Raw genomic sequence first — 13,318 nt, 5'->3', positions numbered from 1 at the left:
TGCCCCCTCTACCGGCGAATCCCTCCAGACACAATTCGGCCATAGATTCCCCGGCAATCCGGCGCGTTCTATGCTTGATCGCAAATTATGTCCAGCCTTGGCAAGGGGATGAGGGCACAATGTCGCGGGAAATTTCGGATGAATTTTTTAAGGCAAACACGCGCTTGCCATTATGTTGCATTGCAACAAAAAAGCCCTCGTGATAGGCGCAGTCCAAGCCATGCCAGTGAGCCGGACCGGAGCGGATGAGAGACACGATTTTTTGCGTATTCAGCGTTCTTACGACGCTTGTTCTCGCCATCGTCTCCCTGCGATACGTCACCGATTTCTATCTGCTGTCCTTCTTTTACAGCTTCCAGGTTCATCTGGCGGTGGCCGGCGCGGTGGCCTCGGTCGCTGCCCTGCTCGTCAAGCGCCACTGGTATGGCCTGCTGACCCTCGCGGTATCGGTGATCCTTGCCGTCCACGGTGTCGTGATGATGCGCGAATTCGTCGAACCGGCCGTCGAGGAGAGCCGCCCGACCCTGTTCAGGCTGATGTCCTTCAATATCGAGAACGATAATTTCGCAAACGGCCCAGCGATCGCCGACATGGTCATCGCCTCGGGCGCCGATGTCGTCAACATCCTGGAGGCCGAGCCGCTGCTGTCGGAACTGCCGCGATTGTTGAAGGTCTATCCCTATTATATCGGCTGCGGTGTCGGCATGGAGCAATGCGATACGCTGGTGCTGTCGAAGCGTCCGCTGATCGAACCCCGCATCCGCAATCTCGGCCTGCTCTGGCGCAACCGGCTGACGATCTCGACGATCGATTTCGATGGCCAGAAGGTCAATTTCCTCGCCGCGCACCTGACCAAACCTTATTACGACGAATTCCACGGCCTGGAGGTCTGGGATCTAGCGGAGGTCATCCCTACCCTTTCGGGACCGGTCGTTCTCGCCGGTGATTTCAATACGTCGATTCTGGCGCCCGACGTGCAGTATCTCATGCGCACTCAAGGCTTGGGCACGGCATCGTTGGAGCCCGCGACATGGCCGATCCGCGCCGGTGCTTTCGGCATTCCGATCGATCATATCTTTACCCGGGCGCCCCTGCGGCTGAAATCGGTCCGCCGCATCGAGAACGGCTTCGGATCAAATCATTTTGGCCTCATGGCGGAATTCGTTGTCGACCCTTGAGCCCGCATCCTCATCCGCAAGGAAGCCGCCAGACTGGCGCGCCCAAAGTTCGGCATAGAGCCCGCCGTGGCGAAGCAGTTCGTCATGACTGCCCTCCTCGATGATCCGGCCGAGATCGACGACGATCAGCCGGTCGAGCGCGGCGATCGTCGACAGCCGATGGGCGATCGCAAGCACTGTCTTGCCTTCCATGATCCGATGGAGATTGGACTGGATCGCTTCCTCCACTTCCGAATCGAGCGCCGACGTCGCTTCGTCGAGAACGAGGATCGGCGCGTCCTTCAGCATGACGCGGGCAATGGCGATGCGCTGCCGCTGCCCGCCGGACAGTTTGACGCCGCGTTCGCCGACATGCGCATCGAAACCTCTGCGGCCTTGCTGATCCTGCAGGCGGGCGATGAAGTCGATGGCTTCGGCGCGCCTGGCCGCCTCGACCAGCCCCTCCTCGCCGGCATCCGGCCGTCCGAACAGGATGTTGTCGCGCACCGAACGATGCAGCAGCGAGGTGTCCTGGCTGACGACGCCGATCTGCATCCTGAGGGATTCCTGCGTCACGGCTGATATATCCTGGCCGTCGATGAGAATGCGGCCATCTTGAATATCGTAGAGGCGCAGCAGCAGGTTCATCAGCGTCGATTTCCCGGCGCCCGAACGGCCGACGATCCCGACCTTTTCGCCCGGGTGGATGGTCAGCGAGAAATTCTCGACGACCGGCTGGTGGCCCTTGCCGTAGCGGAAGGAAACATTGTCGAAGCGGACACCGGGCTGCCGGATCACCAGGGTCTTCGCATCGGCCCGATCGACGAGCCCCAGAGGCTGCGAGATCAACTCGGCGGCATTCTGGATGGTGCCGAGATTGCGCATGATGCCGTTGAACTGCGTCATCAGCCGTCCGAGCAGGAAATTCAGCCTGAGCACCAGTGCCAGTGAGAATGCCACGGCACCGGAGCTGACCAGGCCGCGCAGCCAGAGATCGACGCTCAACCCCGCCATCGTCACGATCATCAGGCCGGAGAGCAGCGCCATCGAGGCCCTGACGCCGGTGATGAAACGCGTGAATCGCAGCACCGTATCCTGATAGATATCGAAGCCCTGCCGCATGTAGCGGTCGCTCTCCTCGTCGCGTGCAAACAGCTTCAGCGTCTGCATGTTGCTATAGGAGTCGACCATCCTGCCGTTCAGCATCGATCCGGCTTCCGCCGTTTCGCGGGAATGATGGCGGATCCGCGGGACGAAGTGGCGGGCAAGCAGGCTGAAGGCGCCAAGCCAGAACAGCACGACGGCGGCAAGGGAAAAGTCCAGCCGAGCGACGAGCACGAGCGTCGTTGCGGCATAGATGCCGACGAACCAGACGCTTTCCATCAGCGAGGTGACGAGATCGCCGGTGGCCTGCCCCGCCGACCAGACCTTCGTCACGATGCGCCCGGAAAAATCGCTCTGGAAGAACGACAATGACTGCCTGGAGACGTGAAGATAGGATTGCCAGCGTGCGAGATTATAGAAGCCCGGCGTGATCACCTGCTGGTCAACGAGCGCGATCAGGAAGGCGACGACGAAACGCACCAGCCCGATGAGGGCGAGCATGCCGAACAATTCGCCGCCATGGGCGGCGAGAAGGCCGCTCCAGCCGGCACCCGGCGTGATGCTGCCGAGGATATCGACGAGCCGCCCGACGAACCAGAAGAGCGCCGCCTCGATCGCCGCCGACGTGCCGCCGAGAATGAGCATGGCGATGAACGGCATTCTCGCCTGGCCGATATAGAACCAGATGAATCCGAGCGTCGAGCGCGGCGGCTGGAGATTGGCGCGTGGCCGGAACGGATCGATCCAGGCTTCGAACCGGCGGAGGATGGCGTTCAGCAACATAGAAGCGATATAGGCGGATTAGCCGGACCGGCAAAGGGAATGAAAAGCGGACAGAATGTTATATTTTGGTAATTATCGGTAACATCGGCGGCATACCCATTGAATGCCCCCGAACCGGTCACAATCTGACGTTACGATCGCGCTTTACCGGAGACCACTTCCATGGAAACGAAAATGCTCGATGTGCATGTTCCGCTTCCGCTTGCAGAAAGGCTGGATGCCCTGGCATTCGCCCTGGGGTTGCCGCGCGACGAGATCGTCGCCGAAGCCATTGCCACCTGGATCGATCAGGAGGAGCACCGCCGCCTGGTCGCGCTGCGCACGATCGCCGCCGCCAACACCATGGTGGTCGTCGAAACTCACCGCGTGATCGATTGGGCCGACAGTCTGTGAGCGGAAAAAATGAGCTCCGCATGGTCGTCGGCGGGCGTCAATCCTCGCCAAAAATGGCGATAACATCCCGGCGGCCGTGCAGAACGCGCAAGATCGTAACTGCTTCACTCTCAACGATATAATAAGCGCGAATATCCTCAAAATCTGAAACAGGCCATGATCTAACGCCCGTCAAATGCGAATTGACGAATGTTTTAGGCGTGCCGGAATGAGGATAGTCGAGAAGGCGTGTGAAAGACTGCTCGGTCGCATGCAGGAACCGCAGACCGAGCTCCTCTCCGCCATGCTCCGCAAGATAGGCAAGCTGCAACAGAATATCGTTGCGAGCTGCCGGCTTGACTGTAAGTCTCACGGCGACTTCTTTTTGCTCTGCGCGGCTAGCAACTGCGCGGCATCTTTTCTCAGATCGCTCCAGAATGCCGGCGTTGCCTCCACGGCATCACCCGATGCCAGGCCCTCGAGCAGCAAAGCCTCGAGCCGCGCCTCGTTTTCGCGCGCCTGCGCATCACGAACGAGGCCGCGGAAATATTCGCTGACATTGCCATAGCCCTTGCTAGCCATCTGACTTTCGACAAAAGCCTTGAGGCTGTCTGGCAGTGAAATCGTCACGGTCGCCATGGGCGATATCCTTGTTGAGACCAGGAAATGTAGCACAGCTTCTTAATTGTTCTCAACAGTTAAGCAGCCCTCCCCGTTTCCGCAGGGAAGGCCGAGCTTTATTCCGCGGCCTCTTCCGCTTCGTCGGCGTGATCGGAGAGGAAGCCGCCGGACTGGCGGTTCCAGAGGTCGGCATAGATGCCGCCTGCCTCGATCAGTTCGCTGTGCGAGCCGGCCTCGATGATCCGGCCCTTGTCGAGCACGATCAGCCGGTCCATCTCCGTCAGCGTTGACAGCCGGTGGGCGATGGCGATCACCGTCTTGCCCTCCATCAAGGCGAAGAGGTTTTCCTGGATCGCCGCCTCGACTTCCGAATCGAGCGCCGAGGTCGCCTCGTCGAGCACCAGGATCGGCGCGTCCTTCAGGAAGACGCGGGCGATCGCGACGCGCTGCCGCTGGCCGCCGGAGAGCTTGACGCCGCGTTCGCCGACCTGCGCGTCGAGCCCCGCGCGGCCTTGCATGTCGACGAGGCCTTCGATGAACTCCCAGGCATTGGCGCGTTTGGCGGCCTCGATCACCTCGGCGTCCGTTGCTTCGGGACGACCATAGGCGATGTTGTCGCGGATCGAGCGATGCAGCAGCGAGGTGTCCTGCGTCACCACGCCGATCAGCGAACGCAGGCTTTCCTGCGAGACGCCGGCGATGTCCTGCCCATCGATGGTGATGCGGCCGTCCTCCAGATCGTAAAAGCGCAGCAGCAGGTTCATCAGCGTCGTCTTGCCGGCGCCGGAACGGCCGACCAGACCGACCTTCTCGCCTGCCTTGATGTCGAGCGACAGGTTGTCGATGACGCCCTTGCTCTTGCCGTAGTGGAAGCGGATGCGGTCGTAGCGGATCGCGCCCTTCTTCGCCGTCAGGGTGGGTGCGCCCGGCTTGTCGACGATGTCGTGCTGTTTGCTCATCATCTCCATGCCGTCATAGACCGTGCCGATATTCTCGAACAGCGCCGAGACTTCCCACATGATCCATTGCGACATGCCGTTGACGCGCATGGCAAGACCGATGGCGATGGCGATGGCGCCGACCGAGATCGCCCCGTTCAGCCAGAACCAGATCGACAGGCCCGAGATGACGAAGAGCGCAACGCAGTTGTTCACATAGACGAAGATGTGGAAGAGCGTCACCTTGCGCATCTGCTTGTGCACGGTCTGCAGGAACTCGTCCATGCCCTCCTTGGCATAGACCTCCTCGCGGCCCGCATGCGAAAACAGCTTGACCGTCGCGATATTCGTATAGCTGTCGACCACGCGGCCCGTCATCATCGAACGCGCATCCGCCTGCGCCGCCGCGATCTTGCGAAGCCGCGGCACGAAATAGGCGACGATGCTGATATAGACCGCGAGCCAGACGAGGATCGGGATCATCAGCCGCCAGTCCGCCGCTGCGATCACGATGATCATCGTCAGGAAGTAGGTGACGACATAGACGAAGACGTCGAGGATCTTCATCACCGTTTCGCGTACGGCAAGCGAGGTCTGCATCACCTTGGTGGCGACACGCCCGGCAAATTCGTTGGCGAAGAACGACATGCTGTGGCGCAGCAGGAAGCGGTGCATCTGCCAGCGTGCGATCATCGGATAATTGCCGAGCATCATCTGGTGCATGATGAGCGAATCGAGCCCGGCTACCACAGGCAGGCCGATCAGCACCAGCGCCGCCATCCAGAAAAGCTTGTGGCCTTCTCTCTCCAGGAATGTGGCGCGGTCGGCATTGGTCAGCCAGTCGACGATGTCGCCGAGGAACTGGAACAGCGCCACTTCGCCGATAGCGATCAGCGCGGTCAGCACGGCCATCAGGCCGAGCCAGGGCGCAGCCGGCTTGCTGTAATGCCAGCAAAAGGCAAAGAGACCTTTCGGCGGGGCGACAGGGTCCTCGCTTGGAAAGGGATTGAGTCGCTGTTCGAACCAGCCAAACATGAAATTGCTCCGAAACGTCAGCGTTCCGGCTCCCGGCTTCGCGCCATCCCAGCGCTATGCAAGCACATATGGGAACCGAACGTTCAAGGGGCGAGGCTGAGACAGCCGCACAATGGATCAAAAAAGGAAATTCAGGGAAGAAACCCGCACTATCGGCGGAAAATCGCACCGCTTGGCATCACGGCCGGGAGGCGCACATACAGCAAAATATTCATTCTGGCGCTCCTTGCTGGCGATTGAAGATATGCACCGATAACGCGAAAACGAGGAATTTTCCAGCCCTCTTCTGCCAAAAATTTCATCTCTTCGGGTCAAAACGCGCCCTGTTGCGCCGAAATCACAGTTGCATTAGGCCTTGAGCGGCGAAAGCGGGAAGACGGCGCATCATGATTTCACTCAGACTGGCACTCTATCAGCCGGATATTCCCGGCAATACTGGCACCATCCTGCGTCTTGCCGCCTGCCTTGGCTTCGCGGTCGATCTGATCGAGCCCGCCGGCTTCGACATCTCCGACCGCAACCTGAAACGGGCTGGCATGGACTATATCGCCGCCGCCGCCCTCACCCGCCATGTCAGCTGGGACCGCTTCGAGGCGTGGCGTCTAACCACCGGCCGCCGCCTGATCCTCGCCTCGACCAAGGCTGCGGAGCGCTACACCGATCTTGCTTTCCGCCCGGACGATGTCCTGCTCTTCGGTCGCGAAAGCGCCGGCGTGCCGGACCAGGTGCATGAGAGGGCCGACGCCCGCATCCTGATCCCGATGATCGAAGGCCAGCGGTCGATCAACGTCGCCGTCTCGGCCGCCATGATCGTCGGCGAGGCAATGCGCCAAACCGTCTGGGCCTGACGGACGCCATCTGGCAGAGCGGAGCCCGCGGAATTGCCGATCTGCTCCCGAATATGTCGCAGAATAACGTTGTCTATCCGTCAAACCGGCGTATATTTATTAGCCGGGCAATCAAAAATTGAGCATTGGCTTCCATGATTCCAATAAGTTGGAACGGCCATGTGAGGAAAACAGCATTTCTCCAGATCTGTGAAAGAAGAATAAAAACAACAAAATGGACTCTACAATCATCATGATCAACCTGTTCGGCGCCGTGGCCTTGCTGCTGTTCGGCCTCGCGCAGGTGAAGGATGGCGTGTCCAGGGCCTTCGGCGCCCGCCTGAGAACAGGTCTGGCGACCGGCACGCGCGGCAGCCTTCGTTCTTTCCTGTCAGGCCTCGTCGCAACCATCGCGCTGCAGAGCTCCACCGCGACAGCGCTGATGACGGCCTCCTTCGTCGAGCGTGACCTGATCAAGCCGCGCATGGCGCAGATCGTCCTGCTCGGCGCCAATGTCGGCACGGCGATCACCGCCTGGATCGTGGCAACGGGCATCGAATGGCTCTCTCCGCTTCTGATTCTTGTTGGCATCGTGCTTTGCCGCGGCCGTTCCAGCGCCAGCCAGGGCGGCGGTACAGCGCTGATCGGCATCGGGCTGATGCTGTTGTCGCTGCACCTCCTTGGCCTTGCGACGGAGCCGATGCGCGCTTCTCCCGCCCTTGCCGCCTTCATCGGCCTGCTGGACGGCGCCCTGCCCGTGGCAATGATCGTCTCGGCAGCACTTGCCTTCGCGTCCTCGTCGAGCCTTGCGGTGGTGGTGCTCATCCTGTCGCTCGCCTCGGCCGGTATGGTCTCCGCCGAACTCGTCATCGTGCTCGTGCTCGGCGCCAATCTCGGCGGCGCAATACCGCCTGTCGTCGCGACATTGTCCGGCCCGGTTTCGGCTCGGCGCGTCACCCTCGGCAATCTCGCCGTCCGCACGCTTGGCTGCCTCATCGCCTTGCCGCTGGCGGGATATGGCGCGGAACTCATCCAAATGCTGCCCTTCGGCCCTGCCAAGCTGCCCGTCGACGCCCATCTTGCCTTCAACCTTCTGCTGGCGGCGCTGGCCTGGCCATTCTCCCGGCAGCTCGCCGCCCTGATGGCCCGGCTGGTGCCGGATCAGGCCGAGCCCGACAGCGCCCCGAAATATCTGGATGCGCAGGAGCTTTCGACGCCGGTCGTTGCCCTTGCCAGCGCCACCCGCGAAGTGCTCGGCGTCGGTGACCTCATCGAGCGCATGCTGATCCGGGTCTCCGAAGCTTTCGAGCGTAACGACGCATCGAAGCTTGCCGAGATATCCGCCCTCGAAGAGCGCGTCGACCGGCTGCAGCAGGCGGTGAAGGTCTACCTCTCGAAGCTCGGCCGCGAGGGTCTCAGCGACGAGAATGCCCGCCGCTCGATCGTCGTCATCGATTATGCAATCAACCTCGAACATATGGGCGATATCATCGAGAAGGGCTTGCTGGAGCAGGTGGCGAAAAAGATCTCCCTTGGCCTGAAATTTTCCGAGGATGGTCATCAGGAACTGCGCAAGCTGTTCGACCTGACCATCGACAATCTGCGCGTCGCCCAGACGATCTTCGTCACCCGCGATTTCAATCTCGCGCGCCAGATGATGGAGGTAAAGGTCGAAGTGCGCCGGATGGAGAAACAGTCTGCCGAGCGCCACCTCGAACGCCTGCGTGACGGCCGCGCCGACAGCCTGCAGACGAGTTCGCTGCATCTCGACATGCTGCGCGACCTGAAGCGCATCAACGCCCACATCGTCTCGGTGGCGCATCCGATCATGGATGAAAACGGCCTGCTGATCGAAAGCCGCGTGCGGGCGACTGCAAAGTGACGGTCAGTCGGCTGAAGGCAATCGGCGCATGGTGAATTCGATCTGGTCGCCGTCGAGCTGGCGCCAGCTTTCCACCTCGGTCCAGTAAGCGGCTTTCGGATATTCGTCGAACCATTCGCGCGCCTTGGCGCGTGCGTCCATGAGACCGAGGCAATATGTCTCACGCACGAAATGGTCTTTCTTGCTCGGGGGATTTTCCGCCCGATGTCTCGCTATCCTGCGCTTCAGGCCGTCGAAGGACGGAGGCCCTGGAACTTTTTTCATCAAACTACCTCCTCGGAAAAGGTAATATCGAAATTCTCGATTTGCGAGTCGAATCTTGGAAGCGCCGGGTGCTTGCCTCGGCTTGGCGAGATGCAGCATCAACTGCTAATCATGGCGTGCAATGAAGAATGAGCGAGTCGCCTCTAAAGGAGATGCCGACCGTCGGAGGCGTAAATGGAAAGACCCGAACTGCCGATCGGCTTGCCTGACGATATCGAAGACAAGAAGGCTGCCGCCCGCAATTGGTTCGAGGGATTGCGCGATGCGATCTGCGCCTCCTTCGAGGCCCTCGAGGACGAGTTGGAAGGGCCGCTCTCCGACCAGGAACCCGGCCGCTTCGTTGCCAAGGACTGGTCACGCGAAAATGGTGCCGGCGGCGGTGGCCGGATGTCGATGATGGAAGGTCGCGTCTTCGAAAAGGTCGGCGTCCATACCTCCACCGTCTACGGCGAATTCGCCCCGGATTTCCGCGCGCAGATACCCGGCGCCAAGGACGATCCGCGTTTCTGGGCCTCGGGCATCTCGTTGATCGCCCATCCCGTGAACCCCAACGTTCCGGCCGTGCATATGAACACGCGCATGGTCGTCACCACCAGCCGCTGGTTCGGCGGCGGGGCCGACCTGACGCCGGTGCTGTCGCGCCGCCGCACGCAGGAGGACGAGGATAGCCAGCTCTTTCACAAGGCCATGGAGATCGCCTGCCGCAATCATGCCGTCGCCGATTACGATGCCTACAAGGCCTGGTGCGACGAATATTTCTTCCTGAAACACCGCAACGAGGCCCGCGGCATCGGCGGCATCTTCTACGACTGGCTGCATTCGAGCGAGGAAGCCGGCGGCTGGGACGCCGATTTCGCCTTCACGCGTGATGTCGGCCGGGCCTTCGCCATGGTTTATCCGAAAATCGTCCGCTCCAACTTCAATAAATTGTGGACAGAGGCCGATCGCGACGAACAATTGATCCGCCGGGGCCGCTACGTCGAATTCAATCTGCTGTATGATCGCGGCACGATCTTCGGCCTGAAAACCGGCGGCAACGTTGAATCCATTCTCTCATCGCTGCCCCCCGTCGTGCGTTGGCCATGAAACTGTGATATCTCGTCGATAAATTCGAGGTGATAGACCTTCACGAAAATTCAGTGCGTCCTAACTTTATATGTATGTGCGTAACAATCGGAGGAGGATTGTCATGACGATACAAAGTGGCTCGCCAACGTCTACGGATGTCCAGGAAACATCCCGCACGATCGACACGTCCGAGTTTCTGACGCGCATCGCGGAGAAACTGCGGGCCAAGAGCGGCTCGGATCTGCCGCTGTCCTGCTTCATCGAGCAGGTCAAGCTGCAGCTGGCTGGCGGAAAGTCGCCGGAACAGCTGCAGAACGAAGCAGCGGCCGCCAACAGCAACATGCCCGGCCACCTCTTGGATACCTACAAAGCCTGGGCGATGCCCGACTGACACGGCCTTTACTGGCCGGCATCTCGATTGCCGGCCGGAACCTTCCCTCCCCCCGCACATTCATAAATCGCGTAAGATCGCGATCGTCGTTGTGTTTCGAACAGAGGAGAAGACCATGCGACTTTTCGAATGCGGCACTCTCGTTCCCGGCTGCGCCTGGCATACACGGGCAGATAGCGACGCCGAGGTGGTCCGCCGTGCCGTCGAGCACCTGAAAAATGCTCACGGCGAAACCACGATCCGCGAGAACATGGTGGATAATATCAAGGCTCGCATCCGTGACGAAGTGAACGCAGCCTGATTATTGCACGCGTTCCTGCAGCCGGGCGAGCAGCGCCGCCCGGTCGGCAACGAAGTTTTCCTCCACCCACTGGTTTTCCAGGCCGGCAAGCAGTTCGCCGACGCGCGGGCCGGACGCGATTCCTGCCGAAATCACGTCGCCGCCGTTCAGCGGAAACTGCGGTTTCTTCCAGTGCGTTGCCCTGTCCAGCAGCTTGATAAGCCGCGCCGACCGCGCCATTTCGTCGAATTCACTTTCAGCCTTGCCGCGCGCAACCGCAAGCGCCAGCTTCAGCCGCGTCGTGATGCCGTCGGCGCCGTTGCGGTAAAGCAGCCGTTCGAAGGCCGCCGGTGACATGTCGTCATTAACAGGCGCTGCCATCGTCCAGGCCTTGAGAGTGGCCGCTTCCGCATTCGAGAGCTTGAGCCGGGCGGCAAGCGCCTCCATGCGCGCCGCATCGGGCGGCACGATCGCTGCAAGGCGCAGCAGCGCATCGGGCGTCCAGCCGAGCGCTTTTTCGGTGGTGATCAGCGACGGGATCGCATCGATCCCCCATCGTTCCGATTCCGGCAGGATTTCCGTCAGCACCGCCACCTGCCGCATCCAGAGCAGCGCCCGGCCGGGATCGGCAGCACCTAGCAGCTTTCGCAGTTCAGACCAGACGCGTTCTGCCGAAAGCGTCGTCAGTTTCGAACGCGCGAGGGAACATGCCTTCAGCCCCTCGGCATCCGGCCGTCCGGAACCGTAATAGGCAAAGAAGCGGAAGAAGCGCAGGATGCGCAGATGATCCTCGGCAATACGCCTTGCGGCATCGCCGATGAAGCGGATGTTGCGCGTCTCAATGTCGGCAAGTCCGCCAACAAGATCCACCACCTCGCCCTTTGCATCGGCATAAAGCGCGTTGATCGTCAGATCCCGCCGTTCGGCATCTGCCTTCCAGTCGGTGCTGAAGGCAACCTTGGCATGGCGTCCGTCGGTCTCGACGTCGGTGCGAAGGGTCGTCACCTCGAAGGGCTTGCCGTCGATGACGAGCGTCACCGTGCCGTGCTCGAGGCCGGTTGGGACTGCCTTGATGCCAGCCGCCGCCGCCCGCTCCATCACCGCCTCCGGTCTGAGTGTCGTGGCTATGTCGACATCATTGACCGGCAGCCCCATCAGGCTGTTGCGCACCGCACCGCCAACCACCCGAGCTTCCCCGCCATCGGCCCCACCATCGGCGTTGAGAAGCACTAGGATCCGGCCAAGCGCCGGGTCGCGGAACCATGCTTGCTCGGCGATGCCGGTCATGCATAAAGCCTTTCGTAAAGCGTGCGGACGATGCCGGCCGTGATGCCCCAGATCATTCTGGTTTCATAGGGCACGCGGTAGAAATGCCGGTCGATGCCGTCGATGACACGTCTGTCGCGGGTGTGATTGGCAGGATCCATCAGGAAGGAAAGCGGCACCTCGAACACGTCGTCCACCTCGGTCGGGTTCAGCGTCAGCGCAAAGCCTGGCGAGACGACGCCGAGCACCGGCGTAATGCGGAAGCCCGTCGAGGCAAGGTAATTCGGCAGCCGCCCCACGGTTTCGACGAAGGAACCGGCCAGGCCGATCTCCTCCTCCGTCTCTCGGATCGCCGCCATTTCGGGCGAGATATCGGCGGGATCGATCGAGCCGCCGGGAAAGGCGATCTGTCCGGAATGTTTGCGCAGCGTCGCCGTGCGCTTGGTGAAGATCACAGACGCCTCCTCGCCGTCGTCGACGACGGGCACGAGCACGGCGGCGTCGCGCAGCTTGAAGGTCTCGACCTCGGCGACGATATCGGGATTGAGGATGTGGTCCCCGTGATCGCGCCAGGCATGGTCGACCGGCCCGCCATTCTGGTTGAGCGCGCGGCGCCGGAATTCGGCTGCGGAAAACAGCGGGTAGCGGTGGGTGATCGCATCATTCATCGGCAAAGCGCATCCAGTTCGTCGGCCGGCATGACCGGAAAGACCTCGCCGGCGGAGCGGATCGCAAACATCGCCCGCCCCTCCACCTCGAAAGTCTCGCCGCGCGCGACCAGTTCATACATCACTGCACGCGACACCAGCGCCTCCAGCCGCCCGCGCACATGCAGATAGGGTTTCAATTCGGCATTCTCGCCCGCAATGGCAAAGCGCAGTCGATGCTCTCCTCCCGCCTCCACGACATCGCCGACATTGGTGCGGAAGGTCAGCACCTGCTGGCCTTGCCCCTCCGTTACGCTCATCTCCACGGCGATGAAAGGCGCATCGACGACCCTTATGCCGACCTTTTCCACAGGAGTTACGAGATAAGTCTTCTGGTCGTCGTCTTTTCTTAAAACCGTCGAAAACAGCCGCACCAGCGCCGGCCGGCCGATCGGCGTGCCCATGTAGAACCAGGTGCCGTCAGCCCGGATTTCCATGTCGATATCGCCGCAGAAAGGCGGATTCCACCGCTCGACCGGCGGTAATCCTCGTTTTTTACCGGCATTTTCCTGAGACGCGCGCGAAATCAGTGCGGCAAGTCCCGCCGCATCCGCCAGTCCGCTGATTTTCTCGGCTGCCATTCTTCCGTCCCGGTTTGTCCTTAACGAAGTAAAGTCACGAGA

General features: G+C 61.1%; 15 protein-coding genes. 7 read left to right on the top strand and 8 right to left on the bottom strand.

The window, feature by feature from the left end:
* Positions 1-245 precede the first annotated feature (245 nt).
* Entirely contained in the window at positions 246-1,178 is a 933-nt protein-coding gene (locus B5P46_RS17235) for an endonuclease/exonuclease/phosphatase family protein (RefSeq protein ID WP_129419709.1), read from the top strand.
* On the opposite strand, the gene B5P46_RS17230 is transcribed toward B5P46_RS17235, so the two are convergent.
* Positions 1,134-3,044 carry an ABC transporter ATP-binding protein gene (locus B5P46_RS17230; RefSeq protein WP_129419708.1) on the bottom strand — a complete coding sequence of 637 codons (1,911 nt, stop codon included), beginning with the start codon at positions 3,042-3,044 and terminating at the stop codon, positions 1,134-1,136. The two genes, B5P46_RS17235 and B5P46_RS17230, sit on opposite strands and share 45 nt — an antisense overlap.
* Positions 3,045-3,206: 162 nt before the next feature.
* On the opposite strand from B5P46_RS17230, the gene B5P46_RS17225 reads away from it, so the two are divergent.
* On the top strand, positions 3,207-3,437 hold the full coding sequence (locus tag B5P46_RS17225) for a CopG family ribbon-helix-helix protein (protein ID WP_129419707.1): 231 nt from the start codon (positions 3,207-3,209) through the stop codon (positions 3,435-3,437).
* 37 nt (positions 3,438-3,474) lie between these two features.
* On the opposite strand, the gene B5P46_RS17220 is transcribed toward B5P46_RS17225, so the two are convergent.
* From B5P46_RS17220 to B5P46_RS17210, 3 genes are all read right to left on the bottom strand, one after another.
* On the bottom strand, positions 3,475-3,789 hold the full coding sequence (locus B5P46_RS17220) for a type II toxin-antitoxin system RelE/ParE family toxin (RefSeq protein ID WP_129419706.1): 315 nt from the start codon (positions 3,787-3,789) through the stop codon (positions 3,475-3,477).
* The gene (locus B5P46_RS17215) at positions 3,786-4,055 is read right to left on the bottom strand and encodes a ribbon-helix-helix domain-containing protein (protein WP_003541771.1); all 270 of its coding nucleotides are present in this window, start codon (positions 4,053-4,055) and stop codon (positions 3,786-3,788) included. The genes B5P46_RS17220 and B5P46_RS17215 overlap by 4 nt, the downstream gene beginning before the upstream one ends.
* A gap of 98 nt (positions 4,056-4,153) precedes the next feature.
* Positions 4,154-6,010, bottom strand: a complete 1,857-nt coding sequence (locus B5P46_RS17210) for an ABC transporter ATP-binding protein (protein WP_129419705.1) — start codon at positions 6,008-6,010, stop codon at positions 4,154-4,156.
* A 386-nt stretch (positions 6,011-6,396) separates the two neighbouring features.
* Between B5P46_RS17210 and B5P46_RS17205 the strand changes: the two genes are divergently transcribed.
* Both B5P46_RS17205 and B5P46_RS17200 read left to right on the top strand, forming a co-directional pair.
* The gene (locus B5P46_RS17205; protein ID WP_129419704.1) at positions 6,397-6,858 is read left to right on the top strand and encodes a tRNA (cytidine(34)-2'-O)-methyltransferase; all 462 of its coding nucleotides are present in this window, start codon (positions 6,397-6,399) and stop codon (positions 6,856-6,858) included.
* 214 nt (positions 6,859-7,072) lie between these two features.
* Positions 7,073-8,719 carry a Na/Pi cotransporter family protein gene (locus B5P46_RS17200; RefSeq protein ID WP_129419703.1) on the top strand — a complete coding sequence of 549 codons (1,647 nt, stop codon included), beginning with the start codon at positions 7,073-7,075 and terminating at the stop codon, positions 8,717-8,719.
* Positions 8,720-8,722: 3 nt separating this feature from the next.
* On the opposite strand, the gene B5P46_RS17195 is transcribed toward B5P46_RS17200, so the two are convergent.
* A complete protein-coding gene (locus tag B5P46_RS17195) occupies positions 8,723-8,983 on the bottom strand; it encodes a hypothetical protein (RefSeq protein ID WP_003541775.1) in 261 nt (86 codons plus the stop codon).
* Between the two features lie 174 nt (positions 8,984-9,157).
* Between B5P46_RS17195 and hemF the strand changes: the two genes are divergently transcribed.
* The 3 genes from hemF to B5P46_RS17180 all read left to right on the top strand — a co-directional run bounded on the left by hemF (position 9,158) and on the right by B5P46_RS17180 (position 10,743).
* On the top strand, positions 9,158-10,069 hold the full coding sequence (gene hemF, locus B5P46_RS17190) for an oxygen-dependent coproporphyrinogen oxidase (RefSeq protein ID WP_129419702.1): 912 nt from the start codon (positions 9,158-9,160) through the stop codon (positions 10,067-10,069).
* Between the two features lie 103 nt (positions 10,070-10,172).
* The gene (locus tag B5P46_RS17185) at positions 10,173-10,442 is read left to right on the top strand and encodes a hypothetical protein (protein ID WP_129419701.1); all 270 of its coding nucleotides are present in this window, start codon (positions 10,173-10,175) and stop codon (positions 10,440-10,442) included.
* 115 nt (positions 10,443-10,557) lie between these two features.
* Positions 10,558-10,743 carry a DUF1059 domain-containing protein gene (locus B5P46_RS17180; RefSeq protein WP_003565542.1) on the top strand — a complete coding sequence of 62 codons (186 nt, stop codon included), beginning with the start codon at positions 10,558-10,560 and terminating at the stop codon, positions 10,741-10,743.
* On the opposite strand, the gene B5P46_RS17175 is transcribed toward B5P46_RS17180, so the two are convergent.
* Genes B5P46_RS17175 through B5P46_RS17165 form a run of 3 tightly spaced genes read right to left on the bottom strand, consistent with a single transcriptional unit; the run spans position 10,744 to position 13,276 of the window.
* A complete protein-coding gene (locus tag B5P46_RS17175) occupies positions 10,744-12,009 on the bottom strand; it encodes a CCA tRNA nucleotidyltransferase (protein ID WP_129419700.1) in 1,266 nt (421 codons plus the stop codon).
* Positions 12,006-12,656, bottom strand: coding sequence for a CoA pyrophosphatase (locus B5P46_RS17170; protein WP_129419699.1), 651 nt, complete (start codon positions 12,654-12,656; stop codon positions 12,006-12,008). Before B5P46_RS17170 ends, B5P46_RS17175 begins: the two co-directional genes overlap by 4 nt.
* On the bottom strand, positions 12,653-13,276 hold the full coding sequence (locus B5P46_RS17165) for a DUF1285 domain-containing protein (RefSeq protein ID WP_129419698.1): 624 nt from the start codon (positions 13,274-13,276) through the stop codon (positions 12,653-12,655). Before B5P46_RS17165 ends, B5P46_RS17170 begins: the two co-directional genes overlap by 4 nt.
* Positions 13,277-13,318: the final 42 nt, after the last annotated feature.

This window comes from Rhizobium leguminosarum, assembly GCF_004123835.1.
Classification (GTDB): Bacteria; Pseudomonadota; Alphaproteobacteria; order Rhizobiales; family Rhizobiaceae; genus Rhizobium; species Rhizobium leguminosarum_M.
Note: the sequence above shows the minus strand (reverse complement) of the source record. Positions and strands in the feature narration are given on the sequence as shown.

Bases quoted from the DNA above. Each gene is read 5' to 3' on its own strand.
- B5P46_RS17180 (WP_003565542.1), top strand. From the start codon at position 10,558: ATGCGACTTTTCGAATGCGGCACTCTCGTTCCCGGCTGCGCCTGGCAT.
- B5P46_RS17230 (WP_129419708.1), bottom strand. From the start codon at position 3,044: ATGTTGCTGAACGCCATCCTCCGCCGGTTCGAAGCCTGGATCGATCCG.
- B5P46_RS17165 (WP_129419698.1), bottom strand. From the start codon at position 13,276: ATGGCAGCCGAGAAAATCAGCGGACTGGCGGATGCGGCGGGACTTGCC.
- B5P46_RS17210 (WP_129419705.1), bottom strand. From the start codon at position 6,010: ATGTTTGGCTGGTTCGAACAGCGACTCAATCCCTTTCCAAGCGAGGAC.
- B5P46_RS17200 (WP_129419703.1), top strand. From the start codon at position 7,073: ATGGACTCTACAATCATCATGATCAACCTGTTCGGCGCCGTGGCCTTG.
- B5P46_RS17225 (WP_129419707.1), top strand. From the start codon at position 3,207: ATGGAAACGAAAATGCTCGATGTGCATGTTCCGCTTCCGCTTGCAGAA.
- B5P46_RS17175 (WP_129419700.1), bottom strand. From the start codon at position 12,009: ATGACCGGCATCGCCGAGCAAGCATGGTTCCGCGACCCGGCGCTTGGC.
- B5P46_RS17195 (WP_003541775.1), bottom strand. From the start codon at position 8,983: ATGAAAAAAGTTCCAGGGCCTCCGTCCTTCGACGGCCTGAAGCGCAGG.
- B5P46_RS17185 (WP_129419701.1), top strand. From the start codon at position 10,173: ATGACGATACAAAGTGGCTCGCCAACGTCTACGGATGTCCAGGAAACA.
- B5P46_RS17170 (WP_129419699.1), bottom strand. From the start codon at position 12,656: ATGAATGATGCGATCACCCACCGCTACCCGCTGTTTTCCGCAGCCGAA.
- B5P46_RS17205 (WP_129419704.1), top strand. From the start codon at position 6,397: ATGATTTCACTCAGACTGGCACTCTATCAGCCGGATATTCCCGGCAAT.
- B5P46_RS17235 (WP_129419709.1), top strand. From the start codon at position 246: ATGAGAGACACGATTTTTTGCGTATTCAGCGTTCTTACGACGCTTGTT.
- hemF (WP_129419702.1), top strand. From the start codon at position 9,158: ATGGAAAGACCCGAACTGCCGATCGGCTTGCCTGACGATATCGAAGAC.
- B5P46_RS17215 (WP_003541771.1), bottom strand. From the start codon at position 4,055: ATGGCGACCGTGACGATTTCACTGCCAGACAGCCTCAAGGCTTTTGTC.